Here is a 17,505-nt window from a genome sequence, read left to right as displayed (position 1 = left end):
TTCTCTCCTTAATTTGGATCGTATGAGAAGTTATCGATAAGTCGTGTAGAACCAATATATATAGCCATAGCCACTAATACTGGGGCAGTAACCTCTTGTACAGGTTGCATAGTCTTAGCATCAACAACTGAAATATAATCTATTTTAGCAAGCGGTTCGGTTTGTATTGTGTCTGTCATAGTATCAATGATACATTTAGCAGGACACCCATATTGTATAGTTTGTTTTCCCAATTGAATAGCTTTATACAATATGGTTGCAGCTTTCCGTTCTTCACTAGACAAATATGTATTACGAGAAGATTTTGCTAAACCATCTTTTTCACGAACAATGGGAACACCAATAATATTGACAGGAAAATTTAAATCAAAGACCATTTTACGTATAATGGCTAATTGCTGTGCATCTTTTTCACCAAAATACGCATTTGTTGGTTGAGTAATATTAAAGAATTTTGCCACCACAGTGCAAACGCCTTTAAAGTGAATTGGTCTGCGAATACCACACAATGTATCAGATAAATCCGCAATGTTTACAAATGCCTTTTTATCTTGGTACATTTCCTCCGGATTTGGAGAAAAAATAAGATCGACACCATGTGATTCACATAACTTTTTATCGCTATTAATATCACGCGGGTAAGTACTTAAGTCTTCATTTTCTCCAAATTGAATAGGATTTACAAATATAGAGACAATGACCTTATCGTTATTTTTTCTAGCTTGATCTATTAATGCAGCATGTCCTTCATGTAAGAATCCCATGGTTGGTACAAAACCAATTGTGTAACCTTCTTTTCTCCAGCTATTTACTGTATTCCGTACATTTTCGATAGTTGTTATAAATTCCATTATATTCCTCCGTTATATTGTAAATACGAAGATAGTCCTATACAGTCTACTGTAATTCGATCAATGACAATTATTTTTGATCAACTAATAAACCATGTTTCTCATAGTTTTTTATATGACTTATCTTATTATTGTTATCTACAAATACAACGAGAGGATTATGGCTCTCAACTTCGCTTTCATCAAGCTGTGCATAACACATGATAATTATCTTATCATGTACTTGTACATGTCGTGCAGCAGCACCATTTAAACATATAACACCACTACCTGCTTCTCCGGCAATAGTATATGTACTAAAACGTGCTCCATTATTAATATTTACAATTTGAACTTGTTCATATTCTCGTATTCCGGATGCATTCAATAAATCTGTATCAATTGTAATGCTCCCTACATAATCAAGCTCTGCTTGTGTCACAGTAGCCCTGTGAATTTTACCTTTTAACATTGTTAGTATCATGCTAAACTCCTTGTGTTTTAAATGTACCCGCCATATTGGTCGGTTCGAACTTTCACAATTTGTCTGTTTATCATGAATTAACAGTAGACTAGAGTATAGTTAAAAATACTATCTCCAGAGAAATTATACCATAATTGTAAATTTTTACATTAAAATACAATTAATATAATACAAATAATGTGACTCTAATCAAAAATAACAGTGATTGTAGTATAAAATAAAAACCAGTAGCTACAATGTAGTTACTGGTTTTTATTTTATACTAATATTTTATTTTAGATATTCTGCTAATGCTTTATCAATATATGCTGCTTCATCAGCCGTTGGTTCACACATTGGTAAATTAAATTTTCCCACAGGTAAGCCAATTTTACGGGCTGCATATTTAACAGGAATCGGATTTGTGGTGATGAACATCGCTTTTATAATTTCTGATAAAGCTTGATGAATACGAATCGCTTCGTAGTTATGGCCAGATTCATAAGCTTGAATCATAGCATTCATATCTTTGCCTGCTACATGAGATACTACAGATACAACTCCACATCCTCCAACAGATAACATCGGTAATGTAAGACCATCGTCCCCACTATATACCATGAAATCATCTCCAGGCATTAAACGCTTAATTTCAGAAGCAATCATTAAATTACCACTTGCCTCTTTGATAGCACAAATATGTGGATATTCGTTATGTAGTTGAACTAAGGTAGTTGGGAAAATACCTGTCCCTACACGACTTGGTACATTATACACCATAATTGGCAATGTAGTAGCTTCTGCAATAGTTTTAAAATGCAAATATTGGCCTTGTTGGTTCGGTTTATTGTAATAAGGTACTACAACTAGCAAACCATCGATACCATCGATTTTAGAGACTTCCTTTACAAATTCTGCAGAAGCCATTGTATCGTTACTACCTACGTTAGCAATAATCGAACCTTTATGTCCACATTCTTTTGCAATCGCATTAAATAGAGCTAATTTTTCGTCTCTAGACATAGTTGGGTTTTCACCCGTTGTGCCACAAACCACAAGACCATCAGAGCCATTATCTAACAGATGATTGGCGATAGCAACACAATTTTCAATATTTGCGGATCCATCACTATTAAAGGATGTCACCATAGCTGTTAACACTCGACCAAAGGTTTTCATATATGTCCTCCCCTTGATAGATTAAAATGCTTGTTTTTCCACCAAGTACTCAGCAATTTGCAACGCGTTAAGAGCTGCACCTTTACGAATTTGATCCCCTACAATCCAGAAGTTCATACCTTTGTCATTATATAAGTCTTTACGAATACGACCAATTTCACAGTTGTTTTGATTAGATGTATACAATGGCATAGGGTAAATTTGTTCAGCAGGATTATCTTTAACTTGTAACCCAGGGAATTTTTCACATGCCACCTTGAAAGCCTCTACAGATACAGGTTCTGCTGTTTCTACCAAGACAGATTCAGAATGGGAGCGATATACAGGAACACGAACTGTAGTTGGGACTACTTGAATAGTTTCGTCATGAAGAATTTTTTGCGTTTCGTAAACCATCTTCATTTCTTCTTTAGTATAATCATTTTCTAAGAACACATCAATTTGTGGCAATAAGTTGAATGCTACAGGATAGTGTTTAGGAGCAGAGCCGGTTGGCAACAGATTTGCTGTCATTTCTTCGCCTGCAGTATATTGTTTTACTTGATTTTCAAGTTCTTCAATACCTTCTTTACCTGCCCCAGATACAGCTTGGTATGTACTTACAACTACACGTTTAATTGGAGAGAGATCATGAAGAGGTTTTAATCCTAAACTCATGATAATTGTAGAGCAGTTAGGATTTGCAATGATACCTTTATGTTTCAAGATATCTTCTGGGTTAACTTCTGGTACTACGAGTGGAACTTCAGGATCCATACGGAATGCACTAGAGTTATCGATTACAATAGCACCGCGTTTAGCGGCTTCTGGCGCTAATGTTTTAGATATAGAGCCACCTGCAAATAGCGCAATATCAATATTATCAAAAGATTCAGGTTTTGCTTCTTCTACAATATATGTTTTACCATTCACAGTAAGTTCTGTACCTGCAGAACGAGCGGAAGCTAATAGTTTTAAGTTTTCATAAGGAAAGTTACGTTCTTCAATAAGTGTAATAAATTCAGCACCTACTGCACCAGTAGCACCTAGAATTGCAATATTAGGTTTTTTCATTGATACATCTCCTTGCACAAATATTATAAATAATGTTCTAAACCGTATGTTAAGCCAGTTTTAGAACTAATTTTTTTACATGCTAATACTACGCCTGGCATAAAAGATAAACGGCTTAAGCTATCATGACGTATGGTTAATGTTTCATCATAACCACCAAATAAAACTTCTTGATGAGCCACATAACCTGGAAGGCGTACACTATGAATTGTTATATCGTCAACCTTAGCACCACGAGCACCTGGTAAGCTTTCACGAGTTAAATCCTCATCAGCAGTTACCTTAGCAGCTTGTTTAGCATCGTTAATCAATTTAGCTGTTAAAATAGCTGTGCCAGAAGGCGCATCGTATTTGTGATTATGATGTAATTCTATAATTTCTACATTAGGGAAATATGGAGCGAGCTCTGCAGACACTTTCATCATCATTACCGCCCCAAGAGAAAAGTTTGGCGCCACTAAGCAATTCGCTTGATTGGAACGACCTATTGTATCAAGTTCATCACGTTGTTTTGCGGTCAATCCTGTAGTACCGATGACTACATGAATACCAGCGGATAACATTTTCTTCGCGTTTTCATAAATAACTGCAGGATTAGTGAAATCTACAATCACATCAGGTTTATTTGTATCTAATACCTCATCGATGGAGGCATTCATCTTGATACCTAATTGTTCGATTCCTGCTACAGAGCCTACATCTTCCCCTGCCTTAGTCGGATCAATACCACCAACTAATGTTAAATCAGGATCGTTATGTACTGCTTTGACAACTTCACGACCCATTTTGCCGCCAGCGCCATTTACCATTACTCGAATCATATATACCTCCAAAAAAGCCAGTGGATGCATCCACTGGCCTTATAGATTATATAGCTATATATACTCTTACGAAAAGCTCAATGATAGCACTCCACCAATACAAGATTGATGACAGTTGTCTATCTATTAAATAGACAACCAGAACGATGAGTCGCAATCATCGAACTTCGGCAAGCATCCCTTTTATCATGGATCAATGCATGCCTACTCCTCATGATTACTCTTAATACTCGCACCTCTATCAACATATTCATTTAATACTATTAGTATAAGTAATTATGCGATTTTAGTCAATTAAAATGGTCAATAAGTTCTTTCGCCGCCGCAAGTGCTGTAGTAGACATTCCCTTACCAGACATCATAGACGCGATTTGTGTTACTCGTTCTTCCTCATTTAAGACTACTAATGTAGAGAGTGTGCGATCATTTTGCTCAATTTTAGATAGATGATAGTGTTGTTTCGCAATACTTGCAGTTTGAGGCAAATGAGTAATACAAAATACTTGATTTGTTCTAGATAAATTAAGTATTTTTTCTGCCACCTTAAGTGCTATATCACCGCTGATACCAACGTCAATTTCATCAAATACCATAGTTTTAAAAGCGTCACTGCGGAATACTGATTTAAAGGCTAATGCAATGCGAGCTAACTCCCCGCCGGATGCTACTTTATGTAGAGGTAATAACTGTTCCCCTTTATTCGCAGAGAATAGCATTTCAATAGACTTTGCACCTAATGAGGATAACTCAGTCCCCTCTTCAATATGAAATTGAATATCCCCTTTGGGCATCCCTAGATCCACTAATTCTTGATGTAAGGCCGTAGCAATCTCTTTTGCATTTTTTTGACGTACCTCGTGTAAAACAGTTAACGCTTCTTCTGCTGCCCTTTTTGCTTCTTCAAGACGTGTTTCTAATTCATCTTGAGCAAATACAAGGCCTTCTAGTTCTTCTAAACGAGATTGCGCCTTTTCTTCGTATGCTAGAATATCTTCTACGGTTTCACCATATTTTTTCTTTAAGCTATAAATTGTGGTATCTCTGTCTTGGCAATACTTATAACGTTCTTCATCGTAGCTGATAGTATCCCTGTAACGATCTAAAGACTGTGCAGCTTCTTCTAGTTGGAAATAAGCAGAGTCAACCATTTCAGATACTTCTTTTAACTCGCCATCATATTTTACTAGATCGTTAACCTCTACCTTAATAGAGTTAATCGTATCAAGTAATGGTTGGCGACCATTATAAAAGGCATCATAACAAGAACCTAATACCTTATCAATATGTTCAAAACTATCTAGACGCTTAAGTTCCTCAGCAATAGAAGTATCTTCACCAATGCTTAAACCAGCATCTTCGATTTCGTCGATTTGATATTTAAGCATATCAAGCTCTCGTGCTCGTTCAGACATATTTTCTTGTAAATGATCTACATCTTGTTTTGCTTGCTTATAAATTTTATACGCATCAGTATAAGCTTTATAGGCTTCTTTTCCTTCTTTATTAAAAGTATCTAAATATTCATGATGTGTATCAGCGTCTAGTAAACGTTGGTTGCTATATTGTCCGTGAATATCTGCTAAGTATTGACCAATCTCCTTTAAAGCTTTTAAAGGTATTGGTTGATCATTAGCCAATATACTAGATTTGCCATTACGATTAAAAGATCTAGATAGAATTAACTGGCCTTCTTCTATCATGATATTTTTAGACTCTAATAGGTCTTGAATACTTTGGTGATTAGCAATATCAAATATTCCATCAATAACAAAACTATCTTTACCGTGACGAATAAACTCGCTACTTGCGCGTTCTCCTAATAGGATACTAAAGGCATCCATAAGAATGGATTTCCCTGCCCCAGTTTCGCCGGTAAAGATAGTAATGCCATCATTAAATAAAATATTCATTTGCTCAATCAACGCAAAGTTGCGAATGCTCATTTGCGTTAACATATTATTAGTCCTTCATTAAATCTTGAATTTTCGCTAAAATTGCTGGAACTTCAGCTTCAGATTTTGCAATTAACAAAATAGTATCATCCCCTGCTAATGTACCAATAATTTCAGTCCATTTTGCATGGTCGATAGAAAATGCTACAGATTGAGCAGAACCAGGGATTGTATGTAATACAACTTGGTTTAAACTGTGATCAACCTTAATCAAAGAATCTTGGAATAGTCGGTTAATACGACTACGAGATAAAACTACATTTTCCTCTGGAGATAATGCATAACGATAATGTCCATCGCCTGTAGGAATTTTGATTAACATCAATTCCTTAATATCACGAGAAACTGTAGCTTGTGTTACTTCAATACCTTCCTCGAGTAAAGCCGCAGCTAATTCCTCTTGTGTTTCAATCGCCTTGGACTGCACGATCTCTTTAATTTTGTTATAGCGATAGCGTTTCATTTTGAACTCCCTTTTTTAAACCTTGCACATAAAAGAGAATAGTATCTTTCTGATAATATTATACCATATATTCATAATTAATATATGGTATAAATCGCATATATTATACGTCTTATGCATATTATATTAATATTTAAAATATTGTTAATATTCTATATATTGATAACGTACAAATTCATAGCTCATAAGGTTCATCTATTTATAGGGAATTAATAATTTAAAAATAGAAAAATATACATGTATAATTAAAATTCCCTATAAAGGGGATTTTACTAACTGAGTATGAGTTTTATTCATAATGAATAAAGATATATTTCGTTTTATCGTTTTTGCAATATAAATAACTCAGGTGGATTATGTATTTGGTTCATCGGATGCCAATGACATACATTATATATTTTCTGATCTAAATCTGATAAATACGATTTAAGAGACTGCATTTCTTCAAATCCCTCTGTTGTTCCAGGGTAAGCAACTATTGTAATAACTCCAGACTTGGAAAGTTTTTGTAAACCTTCATTTATGGCATCAATGGTTTGGTGCGGTTTTGTTACAACTTGGTGATCTCCTCCAGGTAAATATCCGAGGTTAAAAATCATTAAATCAATAACTTCATCTTTTAATTGATGAGCTACCGCCAAATCATGAGAGTCATGAATAAACGTTAAACTTACTTCTGGCGCAATATCATTTGATTGTAAAAGCTCCTTGCTAGTTTTAATAGCTTTCATTTGAATATCAATTCCATATAGATGGCATGCTTTCTGTGCCCGTTTAGAAAGGTATAAAAGATCATGTCCATTACCACATGTAGCATCTACTACCACTTTGGCATTTTCCATGCATCGATCCCAGATTAAATGTTGGAATTGAACAGCATTGTTAATGTTAATCACAAAACCACCCCACTTGAGATTTGGTTATAATAATTCATCTCGACGAGATGCTAACTTTTTAAATAGAGTACCAAAGAAACATTGATCCTTGAATCGTACAAATAAACAATATACAGGGTTAGAACTTATATGTAAGGTTTCTTTATTTGTAAAAGTATAGTCAAATGTACCATCAATACAAATATGTAATTGTGGTTCTCTTTCCGGCATTGTAATTTGAATCGTATCATGTTCCTCTAAAACAAGGCTTACACCTTGAATTAAATGTGGTGCTACTGGGGTGACAATGATAGATCGATTATCTGGTTTCATGATTGGACCACCAGCCGATAGATTATAGCCGGTAGAACCTGTAGCAGAGGAAATAATTAAACCATCCGATGGATACATTTGCGTGTGTTGATTATTTATGGACATATTAATTCGAGCCATTTTAGCAGGCTCAGCACGTGTGATAACAATTTCGTTAATGATAGGAACTAGTTCTTCCTCTTTACCCTCATGACGTTCTATATAAGCATATAAATGTCCACGCTTTTCAATATTATAATCACCATTAGCAATACGTTTAATATGACTTTGCATTTGATGAATTTCAATTTGATTTAAAAAACCTAGTTCGCCAAGATTAATACCACAAACAGGTACATTATATGGATAAATTTGTCTTGCAAGATGGATGATGGTACCATCACCACCAAAACTAAAGGCAATATCGATTTGTTTGAAGATTTCTGGGCGACTTAAAATATGAGTTTCAGGAATCTTAAGTACTCGTGCAGGTGCATCTGATTCGAGATCATCTGGCAAAAATACTTCGATACCTTCATCTTTACAAATATGTGCAGCCATTTTTAGAACTGCCATAATATTGCTTTTCCCCATATTGGGGAAGAATCCGATACGCATAGTAATCTCCTATAATGAATGGGCTTCTGCAACCACTGTATCAATTAAAGTATCATCAATGGTTAAGGCCCCTTCTTCGTACTTTTTAAAATAACCTAAAAACTCTATATTACCTTCCATACCTTTAATTGGTGAGAAAGTTAAGCCATGTGTATATAATCCACAATTATACGCAACGTGTAGAATACGATGTAAAACTTCTTTATGGATTTCACTATCTCGCACTATACCGCCCTTACCAACATTTTCTTTACCAGCCTCAAATTGTGGTTTTATTAAGGCCACAAGTGAGCCCTTATCTTTTAATAAATTAGTAGCTACTGGTAAAACTTTGTCTAAAGAAATAAATGCTACATCAATAGAAATAAAATCAACAAGTTCACCTATTTGTTCAGCAGTAACAGTACGGATATTTTGTTTCTCCATATTAATTACACGTGAATCCTGGCGTAATTTCCAAGCTAATTGATTATATCCTACATCGATGGCAAAGACCTTAGACGCACCGTTTTGTAATGCGCAATCTGTAAAACCACCTGTACTAGCTCCTATATCAATCATCACAGCCCCATGTAAATCGATAGGGTAAGTTTGAATAGCCTTTTCTAATTTAAGTCCTCCACGGCTTACATAAGGTAAAGTATTGCCTTTTACAATAATATTAGCATCCGCAGGAATCTTGGTGCCTGCTTTATCTATGCGCGTAGTATCCATAAATATAAGGCCCGCCATAATAGCTGCTTTTGCTTTTTCTCTACTTTCAAAAAGGCCTCGATTAACGAGGAGTATATCTAATCGTTCTTTATTGTTCATATTACACCATGATAAATACAATAAAACTGAATAAAGGCCACAAGAACACCGAGAATTAAGCCACCAAATACTTCGATAGGTGTATGTCCCAACAACTCTTTTAATGCTTCTTTACGTGTAATGACAACAGGTATATTCTTTTTGGTAAAATAATCTACAATTTGATTAAGTATTTGAGCTTGTCGTCCTGCCTCTAATCGTACACCAGACGCATCATACATAACAACAATTGAAAATACTAAGGATAATATAAATAGATCCGTTACACCATTTTTAAGGTAAATCGCTGTTGTTGTAGCAATTACAAATGATGTATGTGAACTTGGAAAACCACCAGATCCAACAAGGCGCTCTGGTCGGAATTTACCATGTCTTAAGAGTTGCCATACAAATTTGATAGCTTGAGCCGTAAACCAGCCCCAAAATGCAGCTTGTGCGATATAATTATGTGCTATTTGTGGTAATATATCAATCATTGTTTATACCTTCTACAGGTAATACCCATTAATTCGTACGTTCTAAAAGATAATCAATTAATGCTGATAGTATAGTTGTATCATAAGAAACCAAGTTTAACGCATCATGAGCTTGGCTACCTACTAAGTAGGCTTGATGTTTTGCTTGCTCTAAACCTAGTAAAGATACATAGGTAGATTTATGTTGGCGAATATCACTACCGGGTGTTTTTCCTAATTCTTCAATAGTACCGGTTACATCTAAAATATCATCAGTAATTTGGAATAATAATCCCAGACAATTAGAATATTCCATAAGGGCTGTTCGCGTAGTATTATTAGCACTTCCAAGAATAAGACCTAATTCTACAGAAGCGTTAAATAGTGCACCTGTTTTACCAGTATGTAAAACCTTTAATTCTTCTAAAGGAATATGTTTGTCTTCGCTGAGCAAATCAAAGGCTTGTCCCCCAACCATACCTTCAGGACCAGCCGCAGTAGCAACACATTGTATAGCATCTAGTTTTTGCTGTGCACTAGCAACTGTATTTGAAGTCATCAATTGAAATGCATATGTTAATAACCCATCACCGGCTAAAATAGCAAGTCCCTCGCCGTATACTTTGTGATTGGTCAAATTACCTCTACGATAATCATCATTATCCATAGCTGGTAAATCATCATGAACTAATGAATACGTATGGATACACTCCATAGCACATAGAAATTCCTTATAATCAGCTGGCTTTTTATGAAGCATTTCCAACACAGCCTTAGTTAAAATAGGTCGTATTCGTTTGCCACCTTGCATTAAACTATAATTCATAGATTCATAAAGTTGTTCAAATTCTTGATTTGGGCTATTAAGTACTTCGCCTAACCATTGTTCAATATTTTGTTTGCTAGATGCTAAATAATCTTTGAACATAGAATCTCCTTATTCACTGATGCGGACTTCTTCGATAATTTGTTGTACTTCATCTTCAACAGAGTCAAGCATTTCAGCACATTCTTTTACCAAAGTTAAGCCCTTTTTATATTGTGATAAAAGCTCAGAAATGGTCATATCCCCATCGTCTAATTGCTTAACAATATCTTCTAAGGCCTTATATTTTTTCTCATAACTTTTTAGTGATGCGGCCATCCTTGTGCGCCTCCTTTACCGTAGCAGTAATATAACCATCAGCTAGTGTAACTCGTATATCATCATTTGGTTGTAATTGGGCAACCGATGTAATAGGTTTGTTATCATGCTCAACCTTTGCAAAACCTTTAATCATTATTTGTAATGGATTTAGCGACTCTAACTGTTGTGCCAATAATGCTAAGCTATGTCTCTCTGCATTACATCGTTCTTTAGTTGCATTAGTTAGAGTTTGTGAAAGCTCTTGTAAGTGTGATTTTTGCTTATGTAAAAATTGCAGAGCTGGAATGCCAAGTTTTCGATTAAAGAGCAATGTTAAATCTGTACGTTTTTGTTGTAGTGTATAGCGTATATATTCGTGTAAGTACTCTTCTTTTTCTGTCAGCTGATCTTGTAATGTAGTAATTGGAAGTACTGCCATTTCTGTAGCATGGCTAGGCGTAGCCCCGCGTGCATCAGCTACATAATCACATAAGGTGTAATCTGTTTCATGACCTACCGCCGAAATAATCGGTGTATGAGCATTATAAATTGCCTCTACAACAGCTCTATCATTGAAACACCACAAGTCCTCCATAGATCCACCACCACGACCAACGATGATGACATCAATATCTGGATCAGCATCTGCCGTAGCAATCCCTTTTGCTATAATTGGGCCTGCGGTACTACCTTGTACAGGAACGGAAAACAATTTAAATTGAACTAGTGGATTACGTTGTTTACTAACATGTAGAATATCATGTAATACAGCACCAGATTGGGATGTAACAATACCAATGCAACTCGACATATAGGGTAAACCTACTTTATGGCTATCATCAAAGTACCCCAAAGCAGTTAACTCTCGTTTTAGAGCGTCAAATTCAAGCTGTAACGGACTTTTAGCACCTATCTGCATATCTGATGCAATGAGATTTAAACGGCCCATTTTATTGTAAAAGTTAACAGATGCTTTTACAGTTACTAATAAACCATTTTGAATGGCATTAGCTAGTCCCTTTTGCATGACTGTACTAGACCACATTGTCACATCAATAGCAGATTCCTCATCTTTTAAAGAAAAATACATGTGACCACTACTATGACGTTTTGCATTAATAATGGTACCACTTACATATACATTCTTTAATAGATATTCACGATCTAAGGTACGTTTTATGAGATTGTTTAATTGTGTAATGGTTAATACATTCACGATTATCCTCTAGATTCTTGTAAATAAGCAGCACCAAAAGCATTACCTGTGGCATTATCAACAGAGAATTGTGGCTGCGCCACATGTAATTGGAGATGATTTCGTTTACAATAGGTTTCCATCCGCTTACGAAGTAAACTATTACCCATCACACCACCTACAGCAATGAGTGCACGTACAGATTTCTCTTTAGTATGATAAGTAATCATTTTTTCTAGAGCATTTCCAATGGAAGTAAAAACAGCTCTAGCTAACTTAGATTTATCTATATCACTCATAGCGTTATTTATACGCCGCATAGCAGCACTACAAGGACCGGCAAAGCTAATCCATCCGTCTTTTACAGATGATGGCAATGGTTCATATTCTGTAGTTTGTAATGCTAAAGCCTCTAAATGTTTACCTGCAGGAAATGGTAAGCCCAATGCGACACCTATGCGATCAACATATTGCCCCCCTTGTAAATCTTTAGAACCACCAACGATGTGAGATTCAAAAATACCGTTTCCTTGATAATGGCAATATACTAGTTCTGTCGTGCCACCTGATAGATGTAATGCCAAAAATGGCTCATTAGAAATATTTTTTAAATCTCTCAAAGCAGCTAATATATGATTCTCTTGATGTGCAAAAATATGTAAAGGCACATTCATAAGATGACTCAAGGTTTGCCCCTGTCCTAACCCGACCATAAAGGCAGGCATATAAGAGCGTTCTTCACGGCGCGGAAAGCCACTAACACCTATACCGCTAATTGGTACCTGAGGCAACTCTGGCATTAACTTAGGCAATGCCTTTATATGCTGAAAGACCATATTTGATTGTTGTAGTCCTCGCTCACCTAGTTTTACCTCTAAGATTTTACGTGCTTCCCCTACTATGTGAAAGTCACTATCTACAATGGCACAACTTGTAGTGTAACAACTCGTATCAATGCCTAAGTAATATCGTTTCATTATTTACTCTTATTATATGCGTCTAAGATTGCATTAATTAATTTATAAGATGCATCAGAGCCAAACTCTTTAGCTAATTGAATGGCTTCATTAATAGCAATAGATGGCTCTAAAGGTTCCACTTTATTGTTCATTTCCCAAACGGCAATACGTAAAATAGAACGATCCACCTTATCTAAATTTGCTACTTTACGAGATTTACAGAATGGCTGTAATGTAGCATCAATTGCTTTAGCGTTTGATAGTACACCCTCTATAATACTATTTGCATATGCCTTATCCATTGCTTTATGAATATTTCCTTCGGGAAATTGAACATCATTTTGATCAGTATGAAATTCATTGGCATATAACATTTGGAATGCGTATTGACGAGCCTCTCGCCGATTTCGCTTAGTTACCATGTAAAACTGGCTCCTTTTCTTTTACAATACCTTCAATATGCACATCAACCTTAATATGATCAAGATCTAGCATATTTTTTAAGGTTTGTTTGATTTCTAATTGCAATTGTTTCGATAATTCAATGAGATTATATCCATACAATGCTTTAATATAAATGTTAATTTCAATAAAACCTTTACGATGCTTTACATTGATACCAGGTAAGCTACGCTGACCAAAAGCATGTGTAATACCCTCTACCAACTCATCGTAAAAGCGTGGGCTTAAAGAATGAATACCAGGAATGGTCCCTAAAGTTTTTGTTGCTACATCAATTATGACAGAATCTGCAATATCAATGGTATCCGTGTCTAAACCATAATTTAATTGATTATCTGAACTCATAGAGATACCTCCTATGGCTGTTGAGGTGTTACTAAATCATCAAAAATAATGTCTTGTACAACTACATCAATAGTTTGAACCTCAATTTCTGTATAAGAGACTAAAGCAGTTTTAATGCGCTCTTGTAGACGTAAAACAACATCAGGAATACGATATCCATACTGAATGCACACATATAGTGTAACTGATATTGCTCCTTCATCGTTAAAGGATATCTTAACACCTTCATGATCGGATTTACGTCTAAAGAAAGTGTTAACACCATCATTAAAGGTGGAACTCATATGATGAATTCCCTTTGTGTCAAGGGCTGTCATTGTTACAATTGTAGCATACACATCATCGTTAATCTTAATTTTACCCGACTCTAGTTCAGTATTTTTCTTGGTCATACTGGCCTCTTTCAAAAAAAGCACCTGTCCCTATATATAATTACATAGACGACAAGTGCTTACAGTGCAAATGTTACGATATATGGGGAATAAGATTCCTTGAAAAGATCTTGCCCCAATACATATCAATGAGTATTAGGCACGTTCGATGTATTGTCCTGTACGGGTATCAATACGAAGTACATCATCTACTTCAATGAAGAGAGGTACTTTTACAGTATAGCCTGTTTCTAATACGGCTGGTTTATTACCACCAGTTGCAGTATCACCACGGATGCCAGGATCTGTTTCAACTACACGAAGTTCAACAGCTACAGGTAAATCGATACCGATTACGATACCTTGGAAGAACATGATGGATACTTCCATATTTTCAAGAAGGAAGTTTTTAGCATCACCTAATTGTTCAAGGGTAAGTTCAACTTGATCATAAGTTTCGTTATCCATGAATGTATAAGAGCCATCAGATTCATATAAGTATTGCATACGACGACGATCAACATGTGCTTTAGGCACTTTTTCACCTGCATTAAATGTACGCTCAACTACAGAACCAGTTTGCAAGTTTTTCATTTTAGTACGTACGAATGCAGCACCTTTACCTGGTTTAACGTGTTGGAAATCAACTACTTGCCATACATTACCGTCAATTTCAACGGTTACACCTGGACGAAAATCATTACTGGAAATCATCTAACTCTTCTCCTTCTAAATACCTATTTCAATTAACTCTTTTGGACTATGTGTCAACACCTCATAGCCGTCAGATTTGACGATGACACTATCCTCTATTCTCAATCCGATAGTACCTGTTATATAAATGCCAGGTTCTACCGTAATGATCATATTTTCTGTAAATACCGTATCGGATTTAGTATTGGCTACTGGTTCTTCGTGAATCTCAAGACCTACGCCATGTCCAGTACCATGATTAAATTCCTTGGTATATCCATGTTCTTTAATATAATCACGACAAACTGCATCAAGTTCTTTACCAGTAATACCAGCCCGAACTGCAGCTACGCCACGTTTTTGTGCTTCTAAAACTATACCATACAGCTTCTTTTGTAATTCAGAGGCAGCCCCCATTACAATAGTTCTAGTCATATCAGAATGATAACCCTTATATACTGCACCAAAGTCAAAGGTAACAAAATCACCTGCTTCAATGACCTTATCACTGGCTACACCATGAGGCATACTAGAACGATTACCAGAAGCAACAATGGTTGCAAAGGAAGGTTCCTCTGATCCACGTTTTAACATTTCTGATTCTAATATAATGCGCGCTTCGTTTTCTGTCATCCCTACCTTTAGTTGTGGTAGCAAGGCAGCAAAAGCATCATCACCAATTTTAGCAGCTTTACGCAATAAGTCTAATTCGTCTTCACGCTTAACCGCACGTAGTTTTGCAAAATTGATAGATGTAAAATTAAAGCGTTCATCTAATGTATCACATAAAGTTTCATACGTATCCACAGGCATTTGTTTGCCTTCTATACCGAATAAACCTTCGTGAATATGATGTTCATTGAATATATCTACAAGAGTATCCATAACAGTTGTTTCATATTGAATAACTGTGTACCCTTCACATTGTTTTGTTGCTTGTTCAGTATATCTGAAATCAGTAATCATAAAGGCTTTATCTTGAGTAATGATAGCAAAGCCTGTAGTACCAGTAAAGCCTGCAAAATAATGTAGATTTATAGGGCTTATTAAAATGACGCCTGTTAATTCTTGCTCTTTAATATACTGTTGTAGCAGATTTAATCCATTCATAATCTTGCTCCTAGTCTATAAAGTACAATTAATCTTACCATAAAATACCTATATTGAATAGAATTTTATGCTATTTTTTAAAGCCCTCTATCTGTTCAACGGTCAATTCCATTGCAGAACCAACCTCTTCAATGCCACTTAAATCAATATGACCAATCGTAAGACGTTTCAAATATGTTACAGTACCACCTGCAGCACCAATCATGCGCTTAACTTGATGATACTTACCTTCTTCAATTGTTACATGTACTGAATGTAACGATACAAATTCAATTTCTGCCGGTTTACATTGCGTACCATCTCCAAGAAGAATTCCCTCTTTAATACGTTGTATACCTTCATCAGATAGCGTTCCTTCAAATTCTACGTAATAAACCTTAGGCACATGTTTATTACCATTGATGATAGAATGTCCCCACACACCATCATTAGTTAATAGTAAAAGTCCTTCTGTATCCTTATCTAATCTGCCTACTGGAACTACTCCCATTTTTATGAATTCTGGAGGAAGTAAATCCATAACAACAGGGTGACTAGAATCTTCTACGGCGGTAACATAGCCCTTTGGCTTATGAAATTTTACATAATATAGTTGAGTAGTACTAACAATCTTACCATCAACAGCAACTATATCAACATCAATATCAATATGAGTATCTTTTTTCGTTGTTATACTACCATTGATGGTAACCCTTCTATCTTTTATGATTTGATGGACTTCTTTTCGACTACCATAAGCTTTATTGGCTAATAATTTATCTAGTCGCATTATGCATGACCTTGTAATACATCTACGTGTGCTGTATCATTGAGCAAGTTTAAAATATTATGATCAAATTCTCCCATGCCATTATAGAATATACGATTTATTGCTGTATTACCTTGACTAAAATTCCAACAATGACTAATGGAAATATCTAATAATTTACACAATAATGTTCGTATAGTTCCACCATGACAAGCAATGAGAAGTGTTTCCTCCTCATTATTAACATTGATGAATTCCTCTAGACCTGCCCATGCACGGTCTTGTAAATTCTTAAAGCTTTCACCATTAGGAACCTTAACTAGATGTGGTCGCAAATACATTTCATCTATCAAACCAGGCCAACGATCTTCGATATCTGAAAATAACATAGCTTCCCAGTCGCCAAAATTAAGTTCTCGTAAGCGTTTATCTACTGTAATAGGAGTAGTACGTTCACCGCGAATGACTTCAGCTGTAACTAAAGCACGACTCAAATCACTAGATAATATGCGATCAAATTTAACATCTTTAAGAGCCTGACCACATGCCTTTGCTTGATTTAAACCATTTTCATTAAGTGGAACATCTGTGATGCCTTGGTATTTTCCCATTTTGTTCCAATCAGTTTCACCATGGCGCACAATATACAATGTTTTCATAGT

22 protein-coding genes and 1 riboswitch are annotated in these 17,505 nt (G+C 35.6%); all 22 genes read right to left on the bottom strand.

Features of this window, described 5'->3' with window-relative positions:
* Positions 1–8: 8 nt before the first annotated feature.
* Entirely contained in the window at positions 9–851 is an 843-nt protein-coding gene (gene panC / locus AAA071_RS01705) for a pantoate--beta-alanine ligase (RefSeq protein WP_077708421.1), read from the bottom strand.
* A 70-nt stretch (positions 852–921) separates the two neighbouring features.
* A complete protein-coding gene (gene panD / locus AAA071_RS01700; protein WP_004695834.1) occupies positions 922–1,314 on the bottom strand; it encodes an aspartate 1-decarboxylase in 393 nt (130 codons plus the stop codon).
* 270 nt (positions 1,315–1,584) lie between these two features.
* The gene (gene dapA / locus AAA071_RS01695; RefSeq protein ID WP_077708420.1) at positions 1,585–2,472 is read right to left on the bottom strand and encodes a 4-hydroxy-tetrahydrodipicolinate synthase; all 888 of its coding nucleotides are present in this window, start codon (positions 2,470–2,472) and stop codon (positions 1,585–1,587) included.
* Positions 2,473–2,493: 21 nt separating this feature from the next.
* Entirely contained in the window at positions 2,494–3,525 is a 1,032-nt protein-coding gene (locus AAA071_RS01690) for an aspartate-semialdehyde dehydrogenase (RefSeq protein ID WP_119562960.1), read from the bottom strand.
* Between the two features lie 23 nt (positions 3,526–3,548).
* The gene (gene dapB / locus AAA071_RS01685; RefSeq protein WP_287517703.1) at positions 3,549–4,346 is read right to left on the bottom strand and encodes a 4-hydroxy-tetrahydrodipicolinate reductase; all 798 of its coding nucleotides are present in this window, start codon (positions 4,344–4,346) and stop codon (positions 3,549–3,551) included.
* A gap of 76 nt (positions 4,347–4,422) precedes the next feature.
* A riboswitch (Lysine riboswitch) is annotated at positions 4,423–4,595 on the bottom strand.
* A 41-nt stretch (positions 4,596–4,636) separates the two neighbouring features.
* On the bottom strand, positions 4,637–6,301 hold the full coding sequence (recN, locus tag AAA071_RS01680) for a DNA repair protein RecN (RefSeq protein WP_287518287.1): 1,665 nt from the start codon (positions 6,299–6,301) through the stop codon (positions 4,637–4,639).
* A gap of 4 nt (positions 6,302–6,305) precedes the next feature.
* Entirely contained in the window at positions 6,306–6,761 is a 456-nt protein-coding gene (argR, locus tag AAA071_RS01675; protein ID WP_004695825.1) for an arginine repressor, read from the bottom strand.
* Positions 6,762–7,081: 320 nt separating this feature from the next.
* On the bottom strand, positions 7,082–7,657 hold the full coding sequence (mnmM, locus tag AAA071_RS01670; protein WP_021148148.1) for a tRNA 5-(aminomethyl)-2-thiouridylate-methyltransferase MnmM: 576 nt from the start codon (positions 7,655–7,657) through the stop codon (positions 7,082–7,084).
* Between the two features lie 24 nt (positions 7,658–7,681).
* The gene (locus tag AAA071_RS01665; RefSeq protein WP_024061669.1) at positions 7,682–8,566 is read right to left on the bottom strand and encodes an NAD(+)/NADH kinase; all 885 of its coding nucleotides are present in this window, start codon (positions 8,564–8,566) and stop codon (positions 7,682–7,684) included.
* A 9-nt stretch (positions 8,567–8,575) separates the two neighbouring features.
* Complete coding sequence (locus tag AAA071_RS01660) at positions 8,576–9,379, bottom strand: TlyA family RNA methyltransferase (protein ID WP_287518289.1); 804 nt, start codon at positions 9,377–9,379, stop codon at positions 8,576–8,578.
* Positions 9,376–9,855: a divergent PAP2 family protein gene (locus AAA071_RS01655; RefSeq protein ID WP_287518292.1), complete on the bottom strand. Its 480-nt coding sequence runs from the start codon at positions 9,853–9,855 to the stop codon at positions 9,376–9,378. Before AAA071_RS01655 ends, AAA071_RS01660 begins: the two co-directional genes overlap by 4 nt.
* A 28-nt stretch (positions 9,856–9,883) precedes the next feature.
* A complete protein-coding gene (locus AAA071_RS01650; RefSeq protein ID WP_287518295.1) occupies positions 9,884–10,762 on the bottom strand; it encodes a polyprenyl synthetase family protein in 879 nt (292 codons plus the stop codon).
* A gap of 9 nt (positions 10,763–10,771) precedes the next feature.
* Entirely contained in the window at positions 10,772–10,978 is a 207-nt protein-coding gene (gene xseB / locus AAA071_RS01645) for an exodeoxyribonuclease VII small subunit (protein ID WP_004697322.1), read from the bottom strand.
* A complete protein-coding gene (gene xseA, locus AAA071_RS01640) occupies positions 10,953–12,176 on the bottom strand; it encodes an exodeoxyribonuclease VII large subunit (protein WP_287518297.1) in 1,224 nt (407 codons plus the stop codon). Before xseA ends, xseB begins: the two co-directional genes overlap by 26 nt.
* 2 nt (positions 12,177–12,178) lie before the next feature.
* Positions 12,179–13,132: a Kae1-like domain-containing protein gene (locus AAA071_RS01635; RefSeq protein WP_349234010.1), complete on the bottom strand. Its 954-nt coding sequence runs from the start codon at positions 13,130–13,132 to the stop codon at positions 12,179–12,181.
* On the bottom strand, positions 13,132–13,536 hold the full coding sequence (gene nusB, locus AAA071_RS01630) for a transcription antitermination factor NusB (protein ID WP_287518302.1): 405 nt from the start codon (positions 13,534–13,536) through the stop codon (positions 13,132–13,134). Before nusB ends, AAA071_RS01635 begins: the two co-directional genes overlap by 1 nt.
* Complete coding sequence (locus AAA071_RS01625) at positions 13,526–13,921, bottom strand: Asp23/Gls24 family envelope stress response protein (RefSeq protein WP_004695803.1); 396 nt, start codon at positions 13,919–13,921, stop codon at positions 13,526–13,528. Before AAA071_RS01625 ends, nusB begins: the two co-directional genes overlap by 11 nt.
* Before the next feature lie 11 nt (positions 13,922–13,932).
* The gene (locus tag AAA071_RS01620) at positions 13,933–14,313 is read right to left on the bottom strand and encodes an Asp23/Gls24 family envelope stress response protein (RefSeq protein WP_004695801.1); all 381 of its coding nucleotides are present in this window, start codon (positions 14,311–14,313) and stop codon (positions 13,933–13,935) included.
* Between the two features lie 135 nt (positions 14,314–14,448).
* Positions 14,449–15,006, bottom strand: a complete 558-nt coding sequence (gene efp / locus AAA071_RS01615; RefSeq protein ID WP_004695799.1) for an elongation factor P — start codon at positions 15,004–15,006, stop codon at positions 14,449–14,451.
* Between the two features lie 15 nt (positions 15,007–15,021).
* Positions 15,022–16,095: a M24 family metallopeptidase gene (locus AAA071_RS01610; RefSeq protein ID WP_287518305.1), complete on the bottom strand. Its 1,074-nt coding sequence runs from the start codon at positions 16,093–16,095 to the stop codon at positions 15,022–15,024.
* Between the two features lie 70 nt (positions 16,096–16,165).
* Entirely contained in the window at positions 16,166–16,864 is a 699-nt protein-coding gene (locus tag AAA071_RS01605; RefSeq protein ID WP_008713895.1) for a pseudouridine synthase, read from the bottom strand.
* Entirely contained in the window at positions 16,864–17,502 is a 639-nt protein-coding gene (gene cobC, locus AAA071_RS01600; protein ID WP_004697091.1) for an alpha-ribazole phosphatase, read from the bottom strand. The genes AAA071_RS01605 and cobC overlap by 1 nt, the downstream gene beginning before the upstream one ends.
* Positions 17,503–17,505 lie beyond the last annotated feature (3 nt).

Source organism: Veillonella parvula, from assembly GCF_040097785.1.
GTDB classification, from domain to species: Bacteria; Bacillota; Negativicutes; order Veillonellales; family Veillonellaceae; genus Veillonella; species Veillonella parvula_D.
Note: the sequence above shows the minus strand (reverse complement) of the source record. Positions and strands in the feature narration are given on the sequence as shown.